The organism is methanotrophic endosymbiont of Bathymodiolus puteoserpentis (Logatchev) (genome assembly GCF_900128525.1).
GTDB lineage: Bacteria > Pseudomonadota > Gammaproteobacteria > Methylococcales > Methylomonadaceae > Methyloprofundus.
On the sequence record NZ_FQTQ01000143.1, the window covers coordinates 1 to 21,685 of the forward strand.

The window sequence follows — 21,685 nt, forward strand, 5'->3', positions numbered from 1 at the left end:
GGATTATTTGAAAGATCGCTTATTGGGTATAGGCGATATTCCTCCGTTATCGGAAGTCATCCGTGCGGCCGCTGCCTGTGGATAATGAGAAGTTACAATTCTCGATCCTGGCCTTGCCTTTGGTACCGGCACACACCCGACAACTGCGCTTTGTTTAGAATGGCTGGCTAAGCATGATATTACAGGGAAAACAGTGATTGATTTTGGTTGTGGCTCAGGCATTTTAGCGGTGGCAGCTATTTTACTTGGCGCAAAAGAAGCACATGCTATTGATATAGACGCACAAGCCCTAACCGCTACTTTAGACAATGCTAAAAAAAATAACGTCGGCTCAAAAATAAAGACTTATTTACCTGAAGACTTTAGCGCATTTACGGCAGATATTGTTTTAGCCAATATTTTAGCTAAACCTTTAATCGAATTATCACCCACCATTAGCGCCTTAGTACGTCCGCAAGGTGAGCTGGTATTATCCGGTATATTAAAAGAACAGGCAGACTCAGTTAGCTGTATTTATCAAGAAAACTTCGCACTAAATGCGCCAACGATTCAAGGCGATTGGTGCCGCTTAGACGGCATTAAAAAATAAGACCATGTATGCCGTTTGCCCTAAATGTCAAAATTCTCAGGCAATTAACGCCCAGCAACTGAAAAAAAAACGCGGCAAAGTCACTTGTTCACAATGTAAACATCCATTCAATCCACGCACTTCATTATCCGACCGTCCTCTTAAAGTCGTTAATGAAAATGAGATACAGCCTTATGCTTGGCAAAAACCCGTTAATTCTCATTCTAAATTGTGGCTTATTTGCAGTCTTTTAGCGACCCTGTTACTGATTTACCAAGTTTATTATTTCAAAGGCTACTCCTTGGCGCAATCTACACAAATTAGGCCTTGGCTGCAAAGCATAAGCACAGCTATCAACTACCCTCTTCCACGCTATAGAAATAGCTCCGAATTTACAATTATTGGTAGCTCATTTAGCCCCTTAAAGAATAATAATTACCGGCTACAAGTCAGTTTTATAAATCACGCCAATTTCAGCCAAGCCTTACCTAATCTAAATTTAACGCTGCAAAATTTACACGGCGGTATTATTGCGCAACGCCTATTTACTCCGAAAGAGTACCTCAAAAAGAGCATTAATCCCCCGCTAATCGCGAGTAATAAGGATTTTGATATTGATTTGTTAATTGCAGTACCTAATAAAAATATTGGCGGCTATCAAATAGCATTGCAGTAACAAGCGCTTCCGTAGTTCGCTATAATAGACGAATTTACCTTACGGATACCTCAATATGGCTCACCCTCAACTATTTCTAAGAAAAAATGAAGATAAACGCCTACGCCAAGGTCATCTCTGGGTATTCAGCAATGAGGTTGATATTGCCCGCAGTCCGCTTGCCCAATTTACTGCAGGCGACTTAGTTAGCGTCACAGCAAGCAATGGCAAAATATTAGGCACGGCTTACATCAACCCCAATACGCTTATTTGTGCTCGGCTATTATCACGCAAATCAAGCACAAAAGTAGGCGAAAAAATATTTACTGCACGTATCAGCGATGCACTTGCTTTACGCGAACTGTTTTATGCAAAACCTTTCTACCGCCTAGTCTTTAGTGAAAGTGATGGCTTACCGGGATTAGTCATTGATCGTTTTGGCGATACCTTATCCGTACAAATCACTACAGCAGGTATCGAACGCCAGAAAGAAGCCTTAATTAAAGTGCTAATCGAACTTTTACAGCCTCAAGCTATTTTGCTAAAAAATGATAATCCTCAAAGAGAGCTAGAAGGTTTATCAATGGTAACGGAGTTAGCTTACGGTGAATTGCCTGAACAACTTATTATCGAAGAAAATAACGCACAATTTCAAATTGATATTGTTGGTGGACAAAAAACCGGCTGGTTTTATGATCATCGCAGTAGCCGCGCAGATTTAGCTAAAATAGCATCTGGAAAAACCGTTTTAGATTTATTTTCTTATGCGGGCGCTTGGGGTATTCCTGCGGCAATGAATGGTGCGGAACAAGTAACCTGCGTGGATGCTTCGGCTGGTGCAATTGCTTTAGCCGAACAAAATGCGCAACTTAACTTGGTTAGCGATAAAATGCAGTTTGTACAAAGCGATGTTTTTGAATTTTTAAAACAAGCACGCTTAGATCACTTACGTTTCGACATTATTGTCTTGGATCCTCCAGCATTAATTAAACGCAAGAAAGACTTCAAAGCAGGCTATGAAGCCTACCGCCGCCTTAACCACCTTGCTTTACAAGTTTTAGCCAAAGATGGCATTTTAGTATCTGCTTCTTGCTCTTACCATCTGAGTAAAGCAAATCTACATGAAATTTTACGCTCATCAGCGCGCCATATTGATAGAAATATCACTGTCTTAACAACTAGCGGCCAAGCGCCCGATCACCCGATTCACCTGTCTATTCCAGAAACTGAATACTTAAAAACGTTCGTTTGTACGGTGTCTGAAACACGATAAAGCTACGCATAACAATTAGGAGTAAATATCTTCCGAATTAGCAGTATTAAAGGCTATGACACTCCTACTTAGGAACTTTAAAAGAATGAACTTACCCGATTTAGAGCCCCAATGCCATTAAGTTAAGAGTAAGACAATAAATGGGGCGCAGTGCTTTAGCCTGCCTTTGTAGCCTAAAATAGCAGTGCTAAAGCACTGCGCCCCGATAAGCTCATTCTTTATGGCCAAATTATAATGATTGGGTATGAGTATTTTTATAAGCTTCCTTAGTATTTTTGAATTCTCAGCCTTGTCTTAAAATGGAAAACATTACTTTCGCCCACAATTCATTATTTTTCATGAAAAATAATTAAACTATGTTATATAGCTTATTTCAATAGGATTATATCCCACACTTTTATAGTTACTTTTCACTAATCAATAAAAACACAAATAAAAACAACAATCTAAAAATTGGCATTACTCTTGCTTGATTAAGTTGATTATTAATAACTCAAGAAAAACAAGCCTATGAGTAGCCAACAACCCGCACAACAAGAATCACAGATTTCAAATGGCGCACTATTAGTCGGCGCAGGACTTGCCCTAGCCTCATTTATTGTTCTTCCTGCCGTTGCCGCTCGTTTAGGCATAGGCTCAAGCCTAACAGGCGCATTACGCATCGCACTAATGAAAGCCTCAACAAAGGTCTGTAGCCATAGCCAGTCGGACAACCCAGCTACCGACAAAAGTTGCCCGCCTGATGCCGACTGCCATCAATAACTGAAGCCCCAATAATTAAAAAGCCAATTGTAGCAATACATTAAGATTGCACGGTTATTCGTTGGGATTGAGTGTAATGGGATAAACCTATTAACAAACACCTCCACCTTCCCACCCAAAAATGGGAGAATTTTAGATCAATAATAAAAACTCTAATATTCCTTGCCATTTAACCTTTATATTCTGATAAAATGCAGCCACTCGTTTTATCAATATTTATTAAGTCTAAAAACGGCATTTTCCAACTTAGGCTAACGCTTTAATCGGTAAACTTCGTTTCTAGCTTTAACCCCTCAATATTATTATTTATATCTATGGCTGATGAAAAAAAATCATGTGATTTATGCGGACTCCCTGTAGAGATCGAAGGCTTTACCCTGTTAACAAAAGAAGGCAAGAAGGACTTTTGCTGTGAAGGTTGTCAAGGTATTTATCAAATGCTGAATGAAGACAACTTACTCCCTGAAGAATCAGAAAAATAACTCTTTTCACTCTTTATAATTGGACTATTAACATGGCTCATAATCATAGTAAACATATTGCAACAACTGCCCATCATGCTAAAAACTTGGCGCATTTAGGTCTTGATAAACACGAAGTCTCATCTACATTAATCAAAGGCGCTGTCATGTCAGCTGGCGCACAAACAGGAAAATCCATTATGAGTAAAATAGTAAAACACCCTCTTCTGTTAGTTGGTATCGGTATGGTTGCAGGCTACTACGCACATAAACATAGAAAGGATATTATTGGCTCTGTAAATTCAGCTACGGGTAAGGGCAAAGATTTTGTATTACAGCAGAAAGAAAACCTAGAAGATTTAGTGGCTGAATCAAAAGAAGACCAAGAGTAAACGGCACTGCATGATGGCCTTAGCGGCATAACGACCCAAATTTATTGTTTATTCTAAGCCGTTCTTGCCGCTATTTAGACAGCCTAACAGATCTAATAATAGTCGTTTTTCACACTCTTTTCCGTTATATTCTCAATCACTTACATGTCTATACAAAAAGAAATTATTTTACGTTATAAATCTTCAGGCCATGTAAGGTTCCAAATCCCGGAACGCTTATGCAGCCCTGAAATAGCGACATTTGTTTCCGATGCGATTAGTCAAATTGATGGCGTCTATCAAGTCAACCTTTATAGAAACAAAAAAAAACTAGCCATCCGCTTCACCAACGAAACGCTCTCATTTAAAGATTTAACTCAACAACTTTTAACTTTGTTTGCAGACTTAGAGAATAAAAACTTCTTTGTAGCTAAAGCTAGTCCCACTAAAACAGCATTTATAAAAAATATATTTTCTGACTGGCAAGGTGCTCGCTGGGCAAAAGGCAAGTACACGGAAACCAAGGAAACAGCTCAAGCTATAGGAATTTTGGCAAAATTAGGCTTGAAAAAAAAACCTGAAATTCTTATCAACCCCGAAAAAACACTGATCAATTTTTTTAATGATGTTTTGATTCTATTTCTGATTAAAACTCACTGGAAATTGATTACCAAAAAATGGTTACTAGAGCCTCTTAAATATCGTTACCAATGGTTAACGGTTTTTTATCTGATGTATTTATTCATTCGCTCTAAAAATAAAAACAAATAAAATTGACGCTAAATATGACGCAATCATTTCAGGCAAAAAATTTTGAACTCGCTCATGAACTAAAAAATCGTATAAGAATACTCGTTCCTATACTAGAAAAAGATCCTGAGCGTACCTATATTTTTGAAATTATTTTAAAAAAACGTCCCGAAATAAAAGCCATTAAATCTGTCCCTGAAATCGGCTCAGTCACGCTTTATTTTGACCACCAAGCATTGCCTAAACAAAACCTATTAATCCTGCTAGATACGGTTTTAGGTAATATTGGCAAGAAAAAAATCAGCTTACCTAAAAGTAATATTGTTGAAGACCTCAGCATTCCTCTACAAGATATAAGCTTAGCGATTGAAGGTATGAGCTGCGCCTCCTGCGCCTTGCTCTTAGAAATGTCCTTAAATCGAGACCCACGCATACATAGCGCCTCAGTCAACTTTGCTTCAGCCATTGCAACCGTTCAAGGTCGTTTATCGCGCCAAGAAATGGCTGCTATCATTGAAAAAGTCGGCTATAAAGCCAATTTAATGGATACGCTATCTCAGCGTCAGGGGCTAATAGAAAAGGAGCGCCAGCGCCTGGCCAGCGCTAAAAAAAGATTTATTTGGGCCAGCGTCCTGAGTGCTCCCGTCATTGCCGTCGGCATGGCAATGCCTGCAGGTCGTTTTTACCATTGGTTTCAATTTGCACTCACCACCCCTGTTGTGTTTGTTGCCGGTGCTACGTTTTTCAGCAAAGCATGGAAACTAGCGAAAATGGGCAATGCGAATATGGATAGCTTAATTGCTATCGGTGTTGGTTCTGCTTATGGTTATAGCTTACCTTCTTTATTAAGAGGCCGAGGTCACCTTTATTTTGAAGCAGCCGCTAGCATTATTTCATTCGTCTTACTAGGGCGTTATATGGAAGAAAGCGCAAAAGGAAAAGCCGGCGAAGCGATTAGAAAATTAGTTGATCTACAACCGCAAACAGCCACCTTATTAAAAGACAGCCAAGAAATGACTATCAGCATCGACGATATCGAGCTAGATGACCTACTTCTAATCCGACCAGGTGAAAAAATCCCTACTGATGGCGAAGTTGTTTCTGGCCTATCTACCGTTGATGAAGCGATGGTCACAGGCGAAAGCTTACCAGTGGTTAAAGAAGCAGGCCATAAAGTGATTGGTGGCTGCGTTAATGGCACGGGGGTCTTAACAATTAAAGCCACTGCTATTGGCATGGATACTGTATTAGCAGGCATCATTCACATGGTAGACCAAGCGCAAGCCTCTAAATTACCAGTACAAAAATTAGTCGATAAAATCTCCGCGGTATTTGTCCCCAGCGTTATGGCAGTATCCGCCTTAACCTTTGCTTCTTGGACTGTCGCTGGCGCACCGTTTAGCTTTGCTTTTAGTAGCGCCATTACCGTATTACTGATTGCTTGCCCTTGCGCCCTGGGTTTAGCAACACCGACCGCCATTATGGTTGGTACAGGCCAATCAGCCAAACGTGGCGTTTATATACGCAATGGTGAAAGCTTAGAAACAGCAACACATTTAACGGCAATTATTTTCGATAAAACCGGTACCATTACCGAAGGTAAACCACAGGTTACTGACTTTATTAATATCAGTGATCATAACACTGAAATATTATTAGCACATATTGCTTCGGCAGAGCATAATTCTGAACATTTCTTAGCCAAAGCTATCGTTAATTATGCACAAGCAGAACATGACTTTGAGTTTAAGACCGTTAAAGATTTCAGTGTTACCGCAGGCCGCGGCTTAAAAGCAAAAGTAGGGCATTATCAAATACTGATTGGTAATCAAGCTTGGCTAGAAGAGCAAGAGGTTGATATTGCAGAATTAATGCCCCATGCACATACCTTAGGGCTTGCTGGAAAAACCCCTGTATTTACGTCATTTAACGGCAAAGCAACCGCCTTATTTGGTATTGCAGATCAACCACGTGACTCTGCTAAAGCAGCAATAGCTGCACTCCATAAACTCAATATTGAAACATTAATGGTAACCGGGGACACCCGTGCAACAGCCCACCATATCGCTGATTTAGTGGGCATTAAAACAGTAATTGCCCATGCAACACCCGAACAAAAACTACAAGAAATTCACCGCTTACAAAACGAAGGTGGCTCTGTCGGCATGATTGGTGATGGTATTAATGACGCACCAGCACTAGCCGCAGCTAATGTCGGCTTTGCTATTGGTCATGGGACAGATATTGCTATTGAATCTGCCGACTTAACCCTAGTAAATGGTGATATTGCTAAAGTTGCTGAAACAATTGAACTCAGCACTTTAACCATGAAAATCATTAAACAGAACTTATTTTGGGCTTTTGGTTACAATACTATTGCAATTCCAGTTGCCGCAATTGGCAAGCTTAACCCGATGATTGCCTCGGCAGCTATGGCATTAAGCTCCGTTTCAGTCATTGTCAACTCTCTACGTATCAACGGAAAATAATGTGACCGATTTTTTGGCCAACCTACCAGCCTTTTTGGCAAACTTAGATTATACCGTTTACACCCTTGCCTTTATGACAGGTTTTTTGGGCAGTGGGCACTGTGCAGGCATGTGTGGCGCTTTAGTTGCTGGCTTCTTTATGAAGACTGAGAAAAAAAGCGTATGGCCTTACCTCACTTACCACTTTGCCCGAATTACTATGTACACCCTTGTCGGTATCACAGCCGCACTCATTGGTGTCGCCTTAGTCTCTACTGGCTTATTAGGTCGCATACAAGGCTTTCTACAAGTCGCTATTGGCTTTTTTGTTATTATTTTAGCCCTCGGTATCGCTGGACTTTCTCCGTGGCAATTTTCCATGAAATATATGCCGACAAAAATCCTTAATAAGATTTTCATGTCAGCAGCTAGACGCGGCTCTGCACTAGGTGCCGCAATGGGTGGCATGCTAAATGGCTTAATGCCCTGCCCTTTAACTTTTGCCATGGCAGTCAATGCAACGACTGCGCCCTCTCCTATAGAGGGCGGACTGATGATGTTAGCTTTAGGTTTAGGCACTCTCCCTACTATGCTTGTCGTTACTTTTGCCTTTGGTAAGCTCGGTACTAAAGCGCGCGGCCTAATGCTCAAAGCCGCGGCAGTCATTATGATTATTATGGGAGGCTTAACCATGTATAATGGCGTTCGATTCCTTGCTTCAGATAGCGGCTTTAAGGATATGATGCATAGCATGCACTCTATGGAACTCATGCAAATGGATCACTCTAGCCACAATATGCCATAAACCTTACTAACTTATGAAACTCGCCCCTCACGATGTTCTTATTTTACACGCAGCGGCAGACTTATTAGAAAACCCTAGCTTTAGCTCTAAAATCACAAAAACCGTCGGTAGTACGATTGAAAAAACCATTGCCATCTTACCGACGCAAGTTTCATTATCTCTTAATGATATTACCCGAACAGCGTTAGAAAAATCGTTAGAAGGCGCAATTTTTACTTTAAGTTCACGCAAAAGTAGCAAACCTTATAATAAAACGCATCAATTTTTAGCAGGTTTAAGTGGCGCTATCGGCGGGGCTTTTGGTTTTGCCGCCATTACTGCAGAGCTACCACTATCGACAACGATTATGCTACGCTCAATTGCGGAAATTGCCCGTTATCACGGTGAAAATATTAGCCACGCTAATACTAAAATGGCCTGTTTAGAAGTCTTCGCCCTCAGTGATAGCGCTAAACACGGCTCAGAAACGGGTTATTATGCCATTCGCTCTTTGCTGGCAAAATCTTTATCGGATGCGGCTGCACAGCTTTCTACACCCGCCCTTAATAAAGAAAGCGCCCCCTTAATTAGCAAAGCGATTAACCAAATTGCCACCCGTTTTAGCATTCCCATTAGCGAAAAATTTGCGGCACAAAGTGTCCCTGTTATTGGTGCTATTGGCGGTGCCAGTATTAACCTAATGTTTATTCGATACTTTCAGAGTTTAGCGCATGCGCATTTTGCTTTACGCCACCTTGAACGCAAATATACCCCCGAGTTAGTTAAATTAAATTACCAAAAATGGATAGCACGACAAAACTAATTATCTGTTTTGTAGTATCATATTCAGCCCTCACAGATTTTGCCTCCAAGAAAAAAGGGTAACTTCTCATTTTTAACGGGTACAAATATGCTGAGGAACAAAGCGCATCGTTTATATGATGCGCTTCCTATCGTCAGCACATCCTACTATGACTTTAATATTGCAAATACCTGTAGATAATGAGAAGTTACAAAAAATGCAGATAGGCCCTTATCAATTAGAGAATAATCTCATTTTAGCGCCTATGGCCGGCATCACAGACCGCCCGTTTCGCAATCTGTGCAAACAATATGGCGCTGGCTTGGCGGTATCAGAAATGGTTGCTTCTAATCCAGCCTTACGCAAAAATAAACGCACATTACTCAAAGCCGATCATAGCGGTGAAGTTGGCTTACGCTCGGTACAAATCTTAGGCACTAACCCAGAGCAAATGGCAGAAGCTGCGCGAATTAACTCGCAACGTGGCGCCCATATCATTGACATCAACATGGGCTGCCCCGCTAAAAAAGTATGTTCAGTGGCCGCAGGCTCAGCCTTGATGCGCAATGAAGACTTAGTAAAACGTATTTTAGAGGCTGTCGTACAAGCTGTCAGTATCCCCGTAACACTAAAAATTCGTACCGGCTGGGACAGCGATAACCGCAACGCCGTCAATATTGCGCAAATAGCCCAACAATCTGGCATTGCTGCTTTAACCATACATGGCCGTACACGCGCCTGTGCTTTTAAAGGTGATGCTGAATACGACACAATTAAAGCTGTCAAACAAACTGTAAACATTCCAATCATTGCTAATGGTGATATTAATTCAGTAGAAAAGGCGCAATATGTTTTAGAGCATACAGGCGCGGATGCCATCATGATCGGTCGCGGCGCACAAGGTCGGCCTTGGTTTTTTCAAGAAATCCAACATTATTTACAAACGGGGAAACATGCATCTCCCGCTAATTTAGAACAAATAAAAATCACCTTACAACAACATTTAGCAGAGCTTTATCTATTTTATGGGACTCTTAATGGTGTTAGAATAGCCCGTAAACATATCGGTTGGTATTTTTCATATATAGGTACTTTACCACCTGCTATTAAAAGCAAAATATACCAAGCCGACGCCCCTGAGATACAGCTATCTCTCGTTAATTCGGCATTTGATCTTTTCGATCCACCCATGTCGCTTCAACCTACAAATAACGCATGCAAGCAGTAATAAAATGAGCATTAGCAATAATACGCCCCCCATTCCTTTATCTGCCCAGGTAAAGCAAGCCGTTGACAACTACTTAAAGCAACTTGATGGCTATGATGCCACGGGCTTACATGCCATGGTGCTTGCTGAAGTTGAGAAACCTTTATTTGAAGCTACACTACAATATTCGGGCTATAATCAGACCAAAACTGCACAGATTCTTGGTATAAGCCGTAGCACTTTACGTAAAAAAATAGAGCAATACGACTTATCCTAACCTTTCTCAGCCTTAGAGATTTCCATGAAAAAAAAAGTTACCCGCGCCTTAATTAGTGTTTCTAACAAAACTGGTGTTCTTGATTTTTGTCGTGAATTAGACCAGCTAGGTATAGAGCTACTATCCACTGGTGGCACAGCTAAATTGCTCGCCGAAAATGACATTAACGTCACCGAAGTTTCTGATTATACTGGCTTCCCTGAAATGATGGACGGCCGCGTTAAAACCTTACACCCAAAAGTACATGGCGGTATTTTAGGACGCCGTGGTATTGACGATGAAATCATGGCAGCTAATGGCATTAATGCGATTGATATGGTAGTCGTTAATCTCTACCCTTTTGAAGAAACCGTTGCTAATCCAAATTGCGACTTAGAAACAGCGATTGAAAATATCGATATCGGCGGGCCAACTATGATTCGCGCCGCGGCTAAAAATCATAATGATGTTGCTATCGTAGTTGACCCTGCTGACTATGCGGCTGTACTCACTGAATTAGTCAACAACGAAAATCAGCTTGCACAGCAAACACGTTTTAACCTTGCCTTAAAAAGTTTCGAGCACACGGCAAAATACGATACGGCTATTGCCATTTATTTAGGCAATATTAATAAACAACAATTCCCAGAAACGCTGAACTTACAATTCCACAAATTGCAAAGCATGCGTTATGGCGAAAATCCACACCAAAATGCCGCTTTCTACCAAGAAAAATCACCGGCATCCGGTACGATTTCAGCAGCTAAACAACTACAAGGTAAAGAACTTTCCTATAATAATATCGCCGATACCGATGCTGCTTTAGAATGTGTTAAATCATTCGAAGAAAAGCCAACTTGCGTTATTGTTAAACATGCAAATCCTTGTGGTGTAGCTCAGGCCGATTCATTATTAGACGCTTATGATTTAGCTTATGCAACTGACCCTACTTCTGCTTTTGGTGGCATTATCGCCTTTAATCGTGAATTAGATGAAGCAACAGCGGCTGAGATTATTAAACGCCAGTTTGTTGAAGTAATTATCGCGCCAACAGTAAGCGCTGCAGCACAAACCCTATTAGCCGAAAAGAAGAATGTACGTGTTTTAGAGTCTGGCATTTGGAATAGCGGCAACGAGCCTTGTTTTGATTTCAAACGCGTCTCAGGTGGATTATTAGTCCAAGATAAAGACTTCGGCACCATGAGCGTAGCAGAAGTAAAAGTCGTCAGTAAACGTGCACCAACTGAACAAGAAATGGCCGATTTACTATTTACTTGGAAAGTGGCTAAATTTGTTAAATCAAATGCTATCGTTTACTGCAAAGAAGGGCGCACCATCGGCGTTGGTGCAGGCCAAATGAGCCGTGTTTATTCTGCTAAAGTTGCTGGCATCAAAGCTGCGGATGAAGGCTTAAGCGTCACAGGCTCAGTTATGGCATCTGATGCTTTCTTCCCCTTTAGAGATGGCTTAGACGCTGCAGCTGAAGCAGGTATTACCGCTGTGATTCAACCCGGTGGTTCTATGCGTGATGCCGAAGTCATTGCCGCAGCAGACGAACACAATATTGCCATGGTATTTACTGGCATGCGTCATTTTAGACATTAAAATAACAGTTACCATTGCCTTTGTGGAAGGATTTAGCCATGAAATCGCGACTAAAGCCTCCCCACAAAGAACCCTACTGTTTTATAAAACCCCATTATTTAACCCTCTCTGATTTCCATTATGAAAATTCTTATCGTTGGTAGCGGCGGACGTGAACATGCACTTGCTTGGAAAGCGAGCCAGTCTCCTAAAGTAACCCATGTTTTTGTCGCTCCCGGTAATGCCGGTACCGCTTTAGAAGATAAACTCACTAATATCGACTTTGCGGTAGAAGATATTGCAGGTTTATTAGCTTTTGCACAAAAAGAAGCGATTGACTTGACTATTATTGGCCCTGAAGTTCCCCTCGTTCTAGGTATCGTTGATGCCTTTCAAGCTGCTGGGCTAAAATGCTTTGGCCCTAGCGCTAAAGCGGCGCAATTAGAAGGATCAAAAAAATTCTGCAAGGACTTTATGGCTCGCCATAAGATTTCTACTGCGGAATATGCAACATTTACCGATACACCAGCGGCTATTGATTATATTAAAGCCAAAGGCGCACCCATCGTCGTTAAAGCCGATGGTTTAGCAGCCGGCAAAGGCGTTATCGTCGCACAAACTGAAGCTGAAGCAATTTCGGCAGTTAAAGATATGCTCTCGGGCAATAGTTTTGGTGAAGCGGGTAGCCGCGTGGTTATTGAAGAATTTTTAGTCGGCGAAGAGGCTAGCTTTATTGTTATTGCTGACGGTAAACAAGCCTTACCTATGGCGAGTTCACAAGACCATAAAGCACGAGACAATGGTGACTTAGGCCCTAATACCGGCGGCATGGGTGCTTATTCCCCTGCCCCAATCGTGACTGATGAAATTCATCAACGCGTTATGGATGAAGTTATTAACCCGACATTAAAAGGCATGGCCGATGATGGCATTCCTTACACGGGTTTTTTATATGCCGGTTTAATGATCTCTCCTACTGGCGAAATCAAAGTCTTAGAATATAACTGTCGTTTTGGTGATCCTGAATCACAGCCGATTATGATGCGCTTAAAAAGTGACTTAGTAGAGTTATGTAACGCCGCATTAAGCCAAAATTTAGCTAACACCAATACTGAGTGGGATAAACGTAGTGCTTTAGGTGTCGTTTTAGCTGCTGGCGGCTACCCTGACAGCTATGCTAAAGGGGCCGTTATTAGCGGTTTACCAAGCAGTGAAAATACAGATAGCAAAGTGTTTCATGCAGGAACACAGCTAAATGATGGGCAAGTCGTTACTGCTGGTGGACGTGTTTTATGTGCCTGCGCTTTAGGGGATACAATTAAAGAAGCGCAAGAAAAAGCGTATGAATTAACTAATAAAATCAGCTGGGATAAAGTTTATTACCGTACTGATATTGGCTTTAAAGCCTTAAAATAAAAGTATAAATCTCTTTTTTCATAAGGAGCGCATCATATAAATGATGCGCTTCATTCCTCAGCACACCTTACAACACGCTTTGTGCCTGTTAAAAATGAGAAATACGACCTCCTTAATTTCATAGCGGTTCAGCAGTGACTTTAGTCACAACTAAGGCCAACTTGATAGCAAACCCACTAAAACAACAACGTGACCAAACTTCTACATATCCCCGAAAATCACGCTCTACGCTTTAGCTTACATAATGAGATACATGCACGCCCACCTGTTTCATTAAAGCTCCCCGTGAGTGCTAGCCACTTAGCTGTAACCCTAAGTAAAGATGAAAAAGTCCTAGAGTATGAACATTTAAAAGTTTTATGTAGTCGCTTTGCTGTCAATCCACCGCCTAAAGAGGCAAGCCATTTTACTGCAGTTTTTGATACTTTTTTATTTCATTGGGAACAGCACGGTGAATTCAGTACCTATTGTTTTTATGTTAACTCAGTCGATAGCAATAAACCCTTTGCTAAAGCTGCGTTAGCCTATGCCCCGATGGACTGGCTAGATAAACTGGTCGGTAAATCCATTGTCGCAACGCACGCGGTTATCATGCCAACTAGCGAAAAAATACCCAGTACTGCAGAGATAAGTCGCTACTTTGGAGGTAATGCTATTGTTGGCTCGCAAGTGACTGGTGGTGATGCGACTGCTTTCACAGACTTTCGTATTCATAATGACGGTTTTAGTCGTTTTCTTATCTTTGATAAGCACTTACTCTCGCAACAAGCAGGTCGTTTATTACAGCGTCTCTTTGAAATTGAAGTTTATCGAGTCATGTCCTTACTCGCCTTTCCCGTTGCGCAAGAACTTGCACCACTGGTCAGCAAAGCAGAGCAGCGTCTATCTGAAATTACTACTGATATGGCTCAGCATGACTGTGACGATGGTTTATTATTAGACCAACTCACTCGCCTTGCAGCTGAAGTTGAAAGTCATATCTCACACAGCCAATTTCGCTTTGGTGCCGCACACGCTTATCACACAATCGTCAACCAACGCATAGCCGATATTAGAGAAGTGAAAATTCAAGGTGTACAAACCATCGGTGAATTTTTAAGTAAACGCCTACAGCCTGCCATTACGACTTGTCAGTCTACCGCCAAACGCTTTAGCTTACTTTCAGAAAGAATTAGCAATGCCAGCCAATTACTGCGCACACGGGTCGATATTTCTATAGAACGGCAAAATCAAGCTTTACTCACGTCAATGGATTTACGCGTAAAAATGCAATTACGCTTTCAAGAAACAGTAGAAGGTTTATCCATCGTTGCTATCACGAGCTATATAGTCAGCCTGCTGCATTCAGCAGCTAAGGCTTTAAATAGTGCCGAAATGATCACCATAAAACCTGATATTGTTTCAGGTATTGCTATCCCTATCGTATTAATATTAGTCGCCACAGGCGTGCGTCGTTTACATAAAAAGATTAAAGCGGAATAAACTTTAAATCAACGACAATTAAACTCACTTACACTCAGCACGTCATGCGTACCTTTCCGTTTATAAGCTATGCAATGTAAACTATGTACTGACTGAAACTGGAAAAGCATAATGACAGCTATGAAAAATAAGAATACCCTTTACCCCTCACTTTTTTTATTTGCATCACTCTCCTTTTCCAGTGCATTATTTGCACAAAATACCTTCGTTGATATTGTCAGTAATAAAGGCCTTATTACAGTAGAACTCGCTGATGATGACGCGCCTTCCACTGTTGCTAATTTCTTAACCTATGTTGAGGAAGGTTTTTATGAAAATACCTTGTTTCATCGCGTTATTCAGGACTTTATGATTCAAGCCGGTGGCTATGATGCCGATACAATGGAAATTAAAGCCACTCACCAAGCCATTGCTCTCGAGTCGAACACTGGTTTAAGTAACCTCCGTGGCACAATTGCTATGGCGCGAAAATCAGACCCAGATAGTGCTACGGCACAATTTTTCATTAACTCCGTAGATAACTTGTTTTTAGATTATCAAGCCCCTAGCTCTCCTGGCTATGCTGTTTTTGGTCAAGTCATCGAAGGCATGGATAAAATCGACAATATCAGTGAACAAGCAACAAACAATACCCTACTTAATAGCAGTCCAACAAAAAATGTGCCTGTAGAGCCTGTTATTATTGAAGTCATTCGTTTGCGTCAAGGAAAACTTAGTTTTGCCGAGCTCGCTCAAGTTTACACAGCGGGCGAGACAGTCTCAGTACAGCTCGAAGAAAGTCTAATTAAGCGTCCATTACCTTTAGATCTATGGGTGACCATCATAAGCCCTGAAAATAAACTGATATTTGTGACTGACACAGCCTTTACTGATGTGCCAACGGCTTTTCAATTAGCAGTACCTGTAACAGTGAGCAGGCACCCAATTTTTAATTTTACTATTCCTGAAGGACTAGTGGGAAATTACACCTTATTAGCTATTTTCAACCAGCCAGGTTCTGATTTAAACGATCTAAAACATAGCTTACGCTCAAATATTGCTCAAACGCTTATTGAGATTAAATAAGCGTCAAAGAAGGACATGGGGGCATTTTAAAAGCTCTCAGAATAAAAGCTGTGGCTCAGCATAAAAAACTCTAAGCATAAAAACTCATTATGCTTAGAGTAAGCATATTTAGAACTTTACTTACAAGCTAGAACTAACTACCTTTTGAGCCGATACCATGGGGGTTGATTTAAAAGAAGAAGCATTGAACATTTGCTTAAATCGTTTAACTTCTAAAGAAGTATCTTGAAATAAATCTGCTGCAAAGGCATAGCTCACTGTTTGATATATTAGCTCAGCTTTAATGGTATATTCCTGACCAGAAAACTGTTTTAAATTAAATTGTACAACATCCCCTCCCGCCATAAAATCCTCATCCAACTCAGCGTCACCACGTACCTTAATCTTATTCGCTGCAGTGTCTTTATTAAAACCTAAAGGCAGTAAACGATTATCTTTTACATAACTTTTTGCACGCAATAAAGTATAAGTTAGCTTGTTTTGATAGTCCTGCATGATAGCTTCATAAACTTGCACTTGTTGCTCTGATTCTATCGTTTGATAATGTGGCTCATAATGCGCAAGGTTTTCATCCGAATCTAAACCGGCAACACTGCCATCAGAGTTCACTTTTCCTGATTCAAAAACAGTATTCCCCTGACTATCCAAGACTATCACATGTAAAATCACCCGCCTTGAAGGATAGCCACTCGGCAATTTATGCCCCGTAAGGCTGTCAATCTTGACCTGAAAATTTAAAACGCCATTACTAAGTTTGCTACTCTTAATTTCTATTTTCGCTGCATCCTGCAATAACTGCTCTGCACTTAAAATACTTTTAGAAAAATCAGTTGCTTTTACACCCAGCTGCTCTCTATAGGCCTGTAACATAGATAACATCAGGCGGTTAGCACCTAAAAATTCATGTTGCGCAAAATCATTTCTTTTTGTTGTAAGCATTTGTGGTTGGGAGGCAATAATAACACCATCAGCTCTCGGCATATGACAACCCTGACAACTATCTGTTTGGGCGTAATCACTGTGTAACCACTCACTGTATACCATTTGTTCTGGAAATTCTTCCTCAATATTATGACTTAAAATCTGCCCTTGCTCATCACTATAAGGCGTTGTTAAATCATGACAGCTTGCACACAGCTCGGATGATTTTATATGCTCACTAAAAGTTGGTGTAAAGCTTGCAAAATTCCTCATCGGCCCTGTTAAAACATTTTTATAGGGACCGTAGATCAAACGATCTCGACTATTTTCATAACTGGCAATGGAGAAATTGCCTGAATAGCCCGCATCAGTGCCAAAAGGTACATCGGGCGAAATTTGATGACATAAACTACAGCTTACGCCGTTCATTGCTAAATCGTGATAAGGATTTTTAGGGCTAAGGATGCCATCATCAAATATTGTTTGCACAGCATCTTGTTTTTTTCTTGCCGATTCATTGGCCATAGGTGCATGACAACGGCTACATTTATCATTGATTTCTGGGCTAAGTTCTGGTGTTCTATTTAACTCACTACGTACTTTTGCTTGCCAAAAAGGATCACGAGTCGCATTAGCCATCATACTTCTTTCCCATGCGTCAACAATAGATACATCATTGCCGTCTTGATCTTCTATTTTATTATGGCATTGCGCACAAACCCCTGAGCCAGCAAAGTGCTTTGTCTGAAACTTCGTGCGCGAAAGTGAAGCAATAAGCGAATTATTTAAATCATGTAGCTGAAAAATATTATCCCCTAGATATTGTAAGTCAGCTGCATAAAGCTGTTCACCAACGGAAATACGCGATAATTGAAAGCTTAAATCATTGTAAACGGGCACGATAGATTGTAATTTAGCCTCTTCCACTTGTTCAATAACACGCCCTAGCTGCAATTTATCGGGTGGCAAGTAAGTGAAATCAACACTGTATAATTTTTCCTGATATTGCACATAAGGAATATGCAACTGGTTTGTTTCGGCATTAAAAGTAGCATCTGCTATACACAGTGCTGTCGTAAATAGCAGCCCACACAATATAAACAGGTGTGCTATTAATCCATACTTATTATTTACTATAATCATATTTATCACTTAGTTATATTCAGTGGAAAATAGCTAGAAAACTATTCCCTAAAATGCTTCAATTTCCACCAAGCCAGTATTGCCACCTGTACTATCCTTAACATCTAAGCGAACACTTGATGTTGTACGGTCGATAGAAAAATCATAAGCTTTCTGAGTATCAGGCAAATTAAAAGGACCTAGCACTTCACCAGTATCCATAGTCACCGTAAAACTTAATATTTTTGCGCTGCCATCACGCATCGAACGAGACCAAACTCTCAATGTATTGATATGCTGTGCTTGCGCTAAAGCAATCGTAATAAAGGCATTACTCCCATCCCCTGCAGAAGACCAAGCCGTTGCCGCTGAACCATCAATGGCACTATTAGCTCCCCACGTTTGATTATTTGCAACGCCTGAAAAATTACTACTGACGGAAATAATAGTCGCGCCATTATTTAAAGAGAGGAAATTTTCTGGCTGTTCATTGGCAGATATTGTTGTAAAGCTTGATGCAGGACTCCAATACAACTTGCCTTGTGCATCGCTCCCCTGAACCCGATAATAATATTGTGTATCTGGTTCTAAGTTTATCAATATTGGGTTGTGGTCAATAATTGCGCCACCCTTCATATTCGGATCGGTAGCGACTGAACCAAAGTTTAAAGTTTTACCATAAACCACGGAACAAGCAAGAGGAATACTAGAAATAAAAGTTAACCTAGCACTGGTTGCACTCACATCAACAATACGGACGGGTAACCCTTCCGTGACGATAGTTAATGGATTAACGGTAGGTGAAATATCTGTACTAACTAAACTACCATAATCACGCAACTTAAAATAAATCGCACCCTCCGTACTTTCTACAATATCAAGATCAGCCCATAGGAACTGTTCTTGATATTGAATAACGGGAATATGTAGGCCAAATTCATTCGATAAACGAGCTGACTCTGCAAAGGCTAAAGAAGTAACACTTAGGTATGCACTTAATAGTACGGTATATTTAAATGTCATGATAGTTCCTGCTATTTATAACTCTTAGATAAAAAAAGAGCCCTGGTAAATCAATAACAGGGCTCTTTAAACTGTATTTAAGATTCAATCTTAAATATTGATTACATTTGCATAGCAGGGATGTGGTGAGTTGTGAATGTAGCGCGGTAACCATGTGCGCCATTGTAACAAGCATCTGTTTCAGCACAGTAAAGTGCGTTCACACCACCGATATTAACTGAATATTCTCCAGCATCTAATATTTTACGATAAGTAATAGTCGTTTCGCCGGTTTGTGAATAAACGACATCCATAAAGTCAAGACTGGTTGGATTACCATTTTTATCAGTGAAATTTCCAGCAGGATTAAAGCTACCTTGCTCGATCATAGTGCTGTCCCATCCTTTATAAATAGACATAGCAGGAAATAGCTCACTACCAGACGTTTTATAACCTTGAATGGTTGGATCCTTTCTATCTACTGTTTTTTCGTAAACCCCTATCTGACGTGTCAGCGTAATTTCTAAAACAGCTCTTTCTTCCAGCGTTACAGCAACCCAATCCGTTGTATGCATCCAACCAAAATTAGGAGCAGTAAAGGTTGGCTCATAAGAACCTTTACCACCAGTGCTACCCACTATTTGAGTCGTACCATGATGAGGTAGTGATACAGTCCATTCATAGCCAATACCACCAGTGCGCACACCATCTACTTTTTCATTTGGAACGGGATCAGCAAACATTGAAGTAGCCATTTCTGTCCCTTCAGGAGCTACAGGCTCAGCCGACATTGCTGATGTTGATAATACTAATGCACTAACACCTAATATAGCTGCAAATTTACTCATACTTAAAACCTCTTATTATTTTGTTATACATATTATAGTATTCAAAAAACATTAAAACTATTATGGTTTAATGCTATCTAACACTCTATAAAACCAAAAGCCGACTACATAAGCGACCTAGGTAATAAACATTGCATAAGTCATGCCATTAGCTCTGATTAACTTTTCATATGTAGTTATGCAGTTAAAAATTAGGTTAAGAATCAAGCTAAAGCAATTTGATTTCCTTTCACCACATACAAGCAAGACAGCAGGGTGCGCTAGCACTACTGAAGTGTAGGCGCAGCAATTATGAAAGTGGGGCACTTATTATGTGAACCTAGGAAATCTTATTTACCCTACAGCTTAAAATAAGATCATTATTCACTAACGCTAAAATCGGATATATTAAACAATGTTATTTAACTCAAATAACTAAGCGATATGCCTTGTTAAATAGCCTTTCCAATTCTGATAGATTGCCTTCTGCCTTGTTAGAAAATGGATATAGCAACACAGCTTTATAGACTACAGAACGCAAAACGAAACCAGCCCCTGATTACCTCAAGTAATAGGTGTATAACAGACTACACTGAGCCTAGTGACAAAATAAAAAATAGTGAAAGATCAAAGATGACTACGTTTATTCAGCCCAGATAAAAGCATATAAATTAGCCTTAGCCATTATGGTGTATTTCTTGCTTATATCTATAAACAAGAATTTTTAACAATACCTCATGATCCATTGATATTTTAGCTATTAAACAAGAATAAGTGACATATTTTGATAATAGGAAATACACCAGCAATTAGCTTGCTCTTCGATACTCCAACTTATCCTAATAAATAGGGCTATTACTAACAACAAGATGCTTATACCCAACCAAACTAAAATAAAAAAAATACTATCATCCCTGCTTTTCCTTTTACTAAGCAACTTACTGGTTAATCAATATAACGACACACAAGAACCCAGAATACTGCCTTTAGGTAACGGTAGCACACAGTCCCTTAATCACGCCTTTCAAAACTGGAAAAATAAATATAGCGCACAACAAGGGGAGCAGTTTTTAACTTTAGCACTGAGGCCCAACGGAAAAATCGCTCGCTTACCAACTAGCTCTAACGGGAAAATCAAGCTCGACCTATATACTGGTGAACTAACTGCGACAATCAAAAACCTACCTGAAGGGCCTTACTATCTTTGGCTTAACGCTAACAATCAAAACACGTCAAGTGAAGTCAATACTTTATTGGGTACATTCGAAAAAATAGGGAAAACTCACCAGTTAGTCGCTCTGCTGGATAAAGCAAAAATGCGAGAAAGTAAGCTAACTAAATTTATTGTTTCTACTAGCGCTAAAACGCTTACCTCCCCTCCTCTTCTAGTGGCTTCCCCCAATTTATTCCAAAAATTGTTTTATCACAATAAATACTGGACTATTGCGCAACTAGATACGTCATACAAAGACACTCAAGCCCAAGAAAAATCATTTGCTGAGTACTTTCTTCCTCGTGCCGCCTATGCACATACGGGACAAGAATCATTACAGGAGATTTTTGCAGCGCAAATAGCAAAAGGGAGAGATTTATTTATCAATGAAACCTTTAATGGCAACGGCCGCACTTGTAGCACCTGCCATCGCTTAGATAATAACCACACTATCGACCCCAAATACATTACCAAGTTACCTGATAGCGACCCATTATTTGTCAGCGAAACAAATCCTGATCTAACGGAATTAGAGCGTCCAAAACTATTACGTCAATTTGGCTTATTTCTAGTTAATATTGATGGCTTTGATAAGCCAGCCGTCTTAAGAAGCTCCTCTCACTTAGGAATGTGCATGAAATAACTTAGGCAACTTATAAAGTTGTTGCGTCAGGAATGGCAGTATAATTCCATTGC

At 40.4% G+C, this 21,685-nt stretch carries 19 protein-coding genes and 1 pseudogene; 17 read left to right on the forward strand and 3 right to left on the reverse strand.

Annotation, left to right across the window (positions count from 1 at the left end; translation table 11 throughout):
• Positions 1-100: 100 nt before the first annotated feature.
• The 16 genes and pseudogenes from prmA to BQ7314_RS11460 all read left to right on the forward strand — a co-directional run.
• A pseudogene (gene prmA, locus BQ7314_RS11385) lies at positions 101-589 on the forward strand (50S ribosomal protein L11 methyltransferase); the annotation flags it as partial.
• Between the two features lie 4 nt (positions 590-593).
• Positions 594-1,244, forward strand: coding sequence for a zinc-ribbon and DUF3426 domain-containing protein (locus tag BQ7314_RS11390; RefSeq protein ID WP_174483813.1), 651 nt, complete (start codon positions 594-596; stop codon positions 1,242-1,244).
• Positions 1,245-1,299: 55 nt separating this feature from the next.
• The gene (locus tag BQ7314_RS11395) at positions 1,300-2,496 is read left to right on the forward strand and encodes a class I SAM-dependent rRNA methyltransferase (protein WP_174483814.1); all 1,197 of its coding nucleotides are present in this window, start codon (positions 1,300-1,302) and stop codon (positions 2,494-2,496) included.
• Between the two features lie 510 nt (positions 2,497-3,006).
• Positions 3,007-3,258: a hypothetical protein gene (locus tag BQ7314_RS11400; RefSeq protein ID WP_174483812.1), complete on the forward strand. Its 252-nt coding sequence runs from the start codon at positions 3,007-3,009 to the stop codon at positions 3,256-3,258.
• 314 nt (positions 3,259-3,572) lie between these two features.
• Entirely contained in the window at positions 3,573-3,740 is a 168-nt protein-coding gene (locus BQ7314_RS11405; RefSeq protein ID WP_174483815.1) for a heavy metal translocating P-type ATPase metal-binding domain-containing protein, read from the forward strand.
• A 32-nt stretch (positions 3,741-3,772) separates the two neighbouring features.
• Complete coding sequence (locus tag BQ7314_RS15850) at positions 3,773-4,111, forward strand: hypothetical protein (protein ID WP_245394980.1); 339 nt, start codon at positions 3,773-3,775, stop codon at positions 4,109-4,111.
• A 144-nt stretch (positions 4,112-4,255) separates the two neighbouring features.
• The gene (locus tag BQ7314_RS11415; protein ID WP_174483816.1) at positions 4,256-4,861 is read left to right on the forward strand and encodes a hypothetical protein; all 606 of its coding nucleotides are present in this window, start codon (positions 4,256-4,258) and stop codon (positions 4,859-4,861) included.
• Between the two features lie 14 nt (positions 4,862-4,875).
• On the forward strand, positions 4,876-7,329 hold the full coding sequence (locus BQ7314_RS11420; RefSeq protein ID WP_174483817.1) for a heavy metal translocating P-type ATPase: 2,454 nt from the start codon (positions 4,876-4,878) through the stop codon (positions 7,327-7,329).
• Between the two features lies 1 nt (position 7,330).
• A complete protein-coding gene (locus tag BQ7314_RS11425; RefSeq protein ID WP_245394981.1) occupies positions 7,331-8,113 on the forward strand; it encodes a sulfite exporter TauE/SafE family protein in 783 nt (260 codons plus the stop codon).
• Between the two features lie 13 nt (positions 8,114-8,126).
• Positions 8,127-8,915, forward strand: a complete 789-nt coding sequence (locus tag BQ7314_RS11430) for an EcsC family protein (protein WP_174483818.1) — start codon at positions 8,127-8,129, stop codon at positions 8,913-8,915.
• A gap of 196 nt (positions 8,916-9,111) precedes the next feature.
• On the forward strand, positions 9,112-10,122 hold the full coding sequence (dusB, locus tag BQ7314_RS11435; RefSeq protein ID WP_174483830.1) for a tRNA dihydrouridine synthase DusB: 1,011 nt from the start codon (positions 9,112-9,114) through the stop codon (positions 10,120-10,122).
• Between the two features lie 4 nt (positions 10,123-10,126).
• The gene (locus tag BQ7314_RS11440; protein ID WP_174483819.1) at positions 10,127-10,378 is read left to right on the forward strand and encodes a helix-turn-helix domain-containing protein; all 252 of its coding nucleotides are present in this window, start codon (positions 10,127-10,129) and stop codon (positions 10,376-10,378) included.
• Between the two features lie 24 nt (positions 10,379-10,402).
• Positions 10,403-11,962, forward strand: coding sequence for a bifunctional phosphoribosylaminoimidazolecarboxamide formyltransferase/IMP cyclohydrolase (gene purH / locus BQ7314_RS11445; RefSeq protein WP_174483820.1), 1,560 nt, complete (start codon positions 10,403-10,405; stop codon positions 11,960-11,962).
• A 120-nt stretch (positions 11,963-12,082) separates the two neighbouring features.
• On the forward strand, positions 12,083-13,357 hold the full coding sequence (gene purD / locus BQ7314_RS11450) for a phosphoribosylamine--glycine ligase (RefSeq protein ID WP_174483821.1): 1,275 nt from the start codon (positions 12,083-12,085) through the stop codon (positions 13,355-13,357).
• A 189-nt stretch (positions 13,358-13,546) separates the two neighbouring features.
• Positions 13,547-14,839 (forward strand): DUF3422 family protein, encoded by a 1,293-nt coding sequence (locus BQ7314_RS11455; protein ID WP_174483822.1) that lies wholly within the window; start codon positions 13,547-13,549, stop codon positions 14,837-14,839.
• 111 nt (positions 14,840-14,950) lie between these two features.
• Positions 14,951-15,904 carry a peptidylprolyl isomerase gene (locus BQ7314_RS11460; RefSeq protein ID WP_245394982.1) on the forward strand — a complete coding sequence of 318 codons (954 nt, stop codon included), beginning with the start codon at positions 14,951-14,953 and terminating at the stop codon, positions 15,902-15,904.
• 120 nt (positions 15,905-16,024) lie between these two features.
• Here BQ7314_RS11460 and BQ7314_RS11465 read toward each other — a convergent pair whose 3' ends face one another.
• The 3 genes from BQ7314_RS11465 to BQ7314_RS11475 all read right to left on the reverse strand — a co-directional run bounded on the left by BQ7314_RS11465 (position 16,025) and on the right by BQ7314_RS11475 (position 19,797).
• Positions 16,025-17,968 carry a multiheme c-type cytochrome gene (locus tag BQ7314_RS11465; RefSeq protein WP_174483823.1) on the reverse strand — a complete coding sequence of 648 codons (1,944 nt, stop codon included), beginning with the start codon at positions 17,966-17,968 and terminating at the stop codon, positions 16,025-16,027.
• A gap of 48 nt (positions 17,969-18,016) precedes the next feature.
• Positions 18,017-18,970, reverse strand: a complete 954-nt coding sequence (locus BQ7314_RS11470) for a discoidin domain-containing protein (protein WP_174483824.1) — start codon at positions 18,968-18,970, stop codon at positions 18,017-18,019.
• 101 nt (positions 18,971-19,071) lie between these two features.
• Positions 19,072-19,797 carry a hypothetical protein gene (locus tag BQ7314_RS11475; protein WP_174483825.1) on the reverse strand — a complete coding sequence of 242 codons (726 nt, stop codon included), beginning with the start codon at positions 19,795-19,797 and terminating at the stop codon, positions 19,072-19,074.
• A gap of 848 nt (positions 19,798-20,645) precedes the next feature.
• Here BQ7314_RS11475 and BQ7314_RS11480 point away from each other — a divergent pair.
• A complete protein-coding gene (locus BQ7314_RS11480; protein WP_174483826.1) occupies positions 20,646-21,632 on the forward strand; it encodes a hypothetical protein in 987 nt (328 codons plus the stop codon).
• Positions 21,633-21,685 lie beyond the last annotated feature (53 nt).

What these genes read in the sequence shown, in the direction of transcription:
- dusB (WP_174483830.1), top strand. Translation starts at nt 9,112, where the DNA reads ATGCAGATAGGCCCTTATCAATTAGAGAATAATCTCATTTTAGCGCCT.
- BQ7314_RS11460 (WP_245394982.1), top strand. Translation starts at nt 14,951, where the DNA reads ATGACAGCTATGAAAAATAAGAATACCCTTTACCCCTCACTTTTTTTA.
- BQ7314_RS11420 (WP_174483817.1), top strand. Translation starts at nt 4,876, where the DNA reads ATGACGCAATCATTTCAGGCAAAAAATTTTGAACTCGCTCATGAACTA.
- purH (WP_174483820.1), top strand. Translation starts at nt 10,403, where the DNA reads ATGAAAAAAAAAGTTACCCGCGCCTTAATTAGTGTTTCTAACAAAACT.
- BQ7314_RS11475 (WP_174483825.1), bottom strand. Translation starts at nt 19,797, where the DNA reads ATGAGTAAATTTGCAGCTATATTAGGTGTTAGTGCATTAGTATTATCA.
- BQ7314_RS11390 (WP_174483813.1), top strand. Translation starts at nt 594, where the DNA reads ATGTATGCCGTTTGCCCTAAATGTCAAAATTCTCAGGCAATTAACGCC.
- BQ7314_RS15850 (WP_245394980.1), top strand. Translation starts at nt 3,773, where the DNA reads ATGGCTCATAATCATAGTAAACATATTGCAACAACTGCCCATCATGCT.
- BQ7314_RS11465 (WP_174483823.1), bottom strand. Translation starts at nt 17,968, where the DNA reads ATGATTATAGTAAATAATAAGTATGGATTAATAGCACACCTGTTTATA.
- BQ7314_RS11430 (WP_174483818.1), top strand. Translation starts at nt 8,127, where the DNA reads ATGAAACTCGCCCCTCACGATGTTCTTATTTTACACGCAGCGGCAGAC.
- BQ7314_RS11415 (WP_174483816.1), top strand. Translation starts at nt 4,256, where the DNA reads ATGTCTATACAAAAAGAAATTATTTTACGTTATAAATCTTCAGGCCAT.
- BQ7314_RS11440 (WP_174483819.1), top strand. Translation starts at nt 10,127, where the DNA reads ATGAGCATTAGCAATAATACGCCCCCCATTCCTTTATCTGCCCAGGTA.
- purD (WP_174483821.1), top strand. Translation starts at nt 12,083, where the DNA reads ATGAAAATTCTTATCGTTGGTAGCGGCGGACGTGAACATGCACTTGCT.
- BQ7314_RS11395 (WP_174483814.1), top strand. Translation starts at nt 1,300, where the DNA reads ATGGCTCACCCTCAACTATTTCTAAGAAAAAATGAAGATAAACGCCTA.
- BQ7314_RS11470 (WP_174483824.1), bottom strand. Translation starts at nt 18,970, where the DNA reads ATGACATTTAAATATACCGTACTATTAAGTGCATACCTAAGTGTTACT.
- BQ7314_RS11480 (WP_174483826.1), top strand. Translation starts at nt 20,646, where the DNA reads ATGCTTATACCCAACCAAACTAAAATAAAAAAAATACTATCATCCCTG.
- BQ7314_RS11400 (WP_174483812.1), top strand. Translation starts at nt 3,007, where the DNA reads ATGAGTAGCCAACAACCCGCACAACAAGAATCACAGATTTCAAATGGC.
- BQ7314_RS11405 (WP_174483815.1), top strand. Translation starts at nt 3,573, where the DNA reads ATGGCTGATGAAAAAAAATCATGTGATTTATGCGGACTCCCTGTAGAG.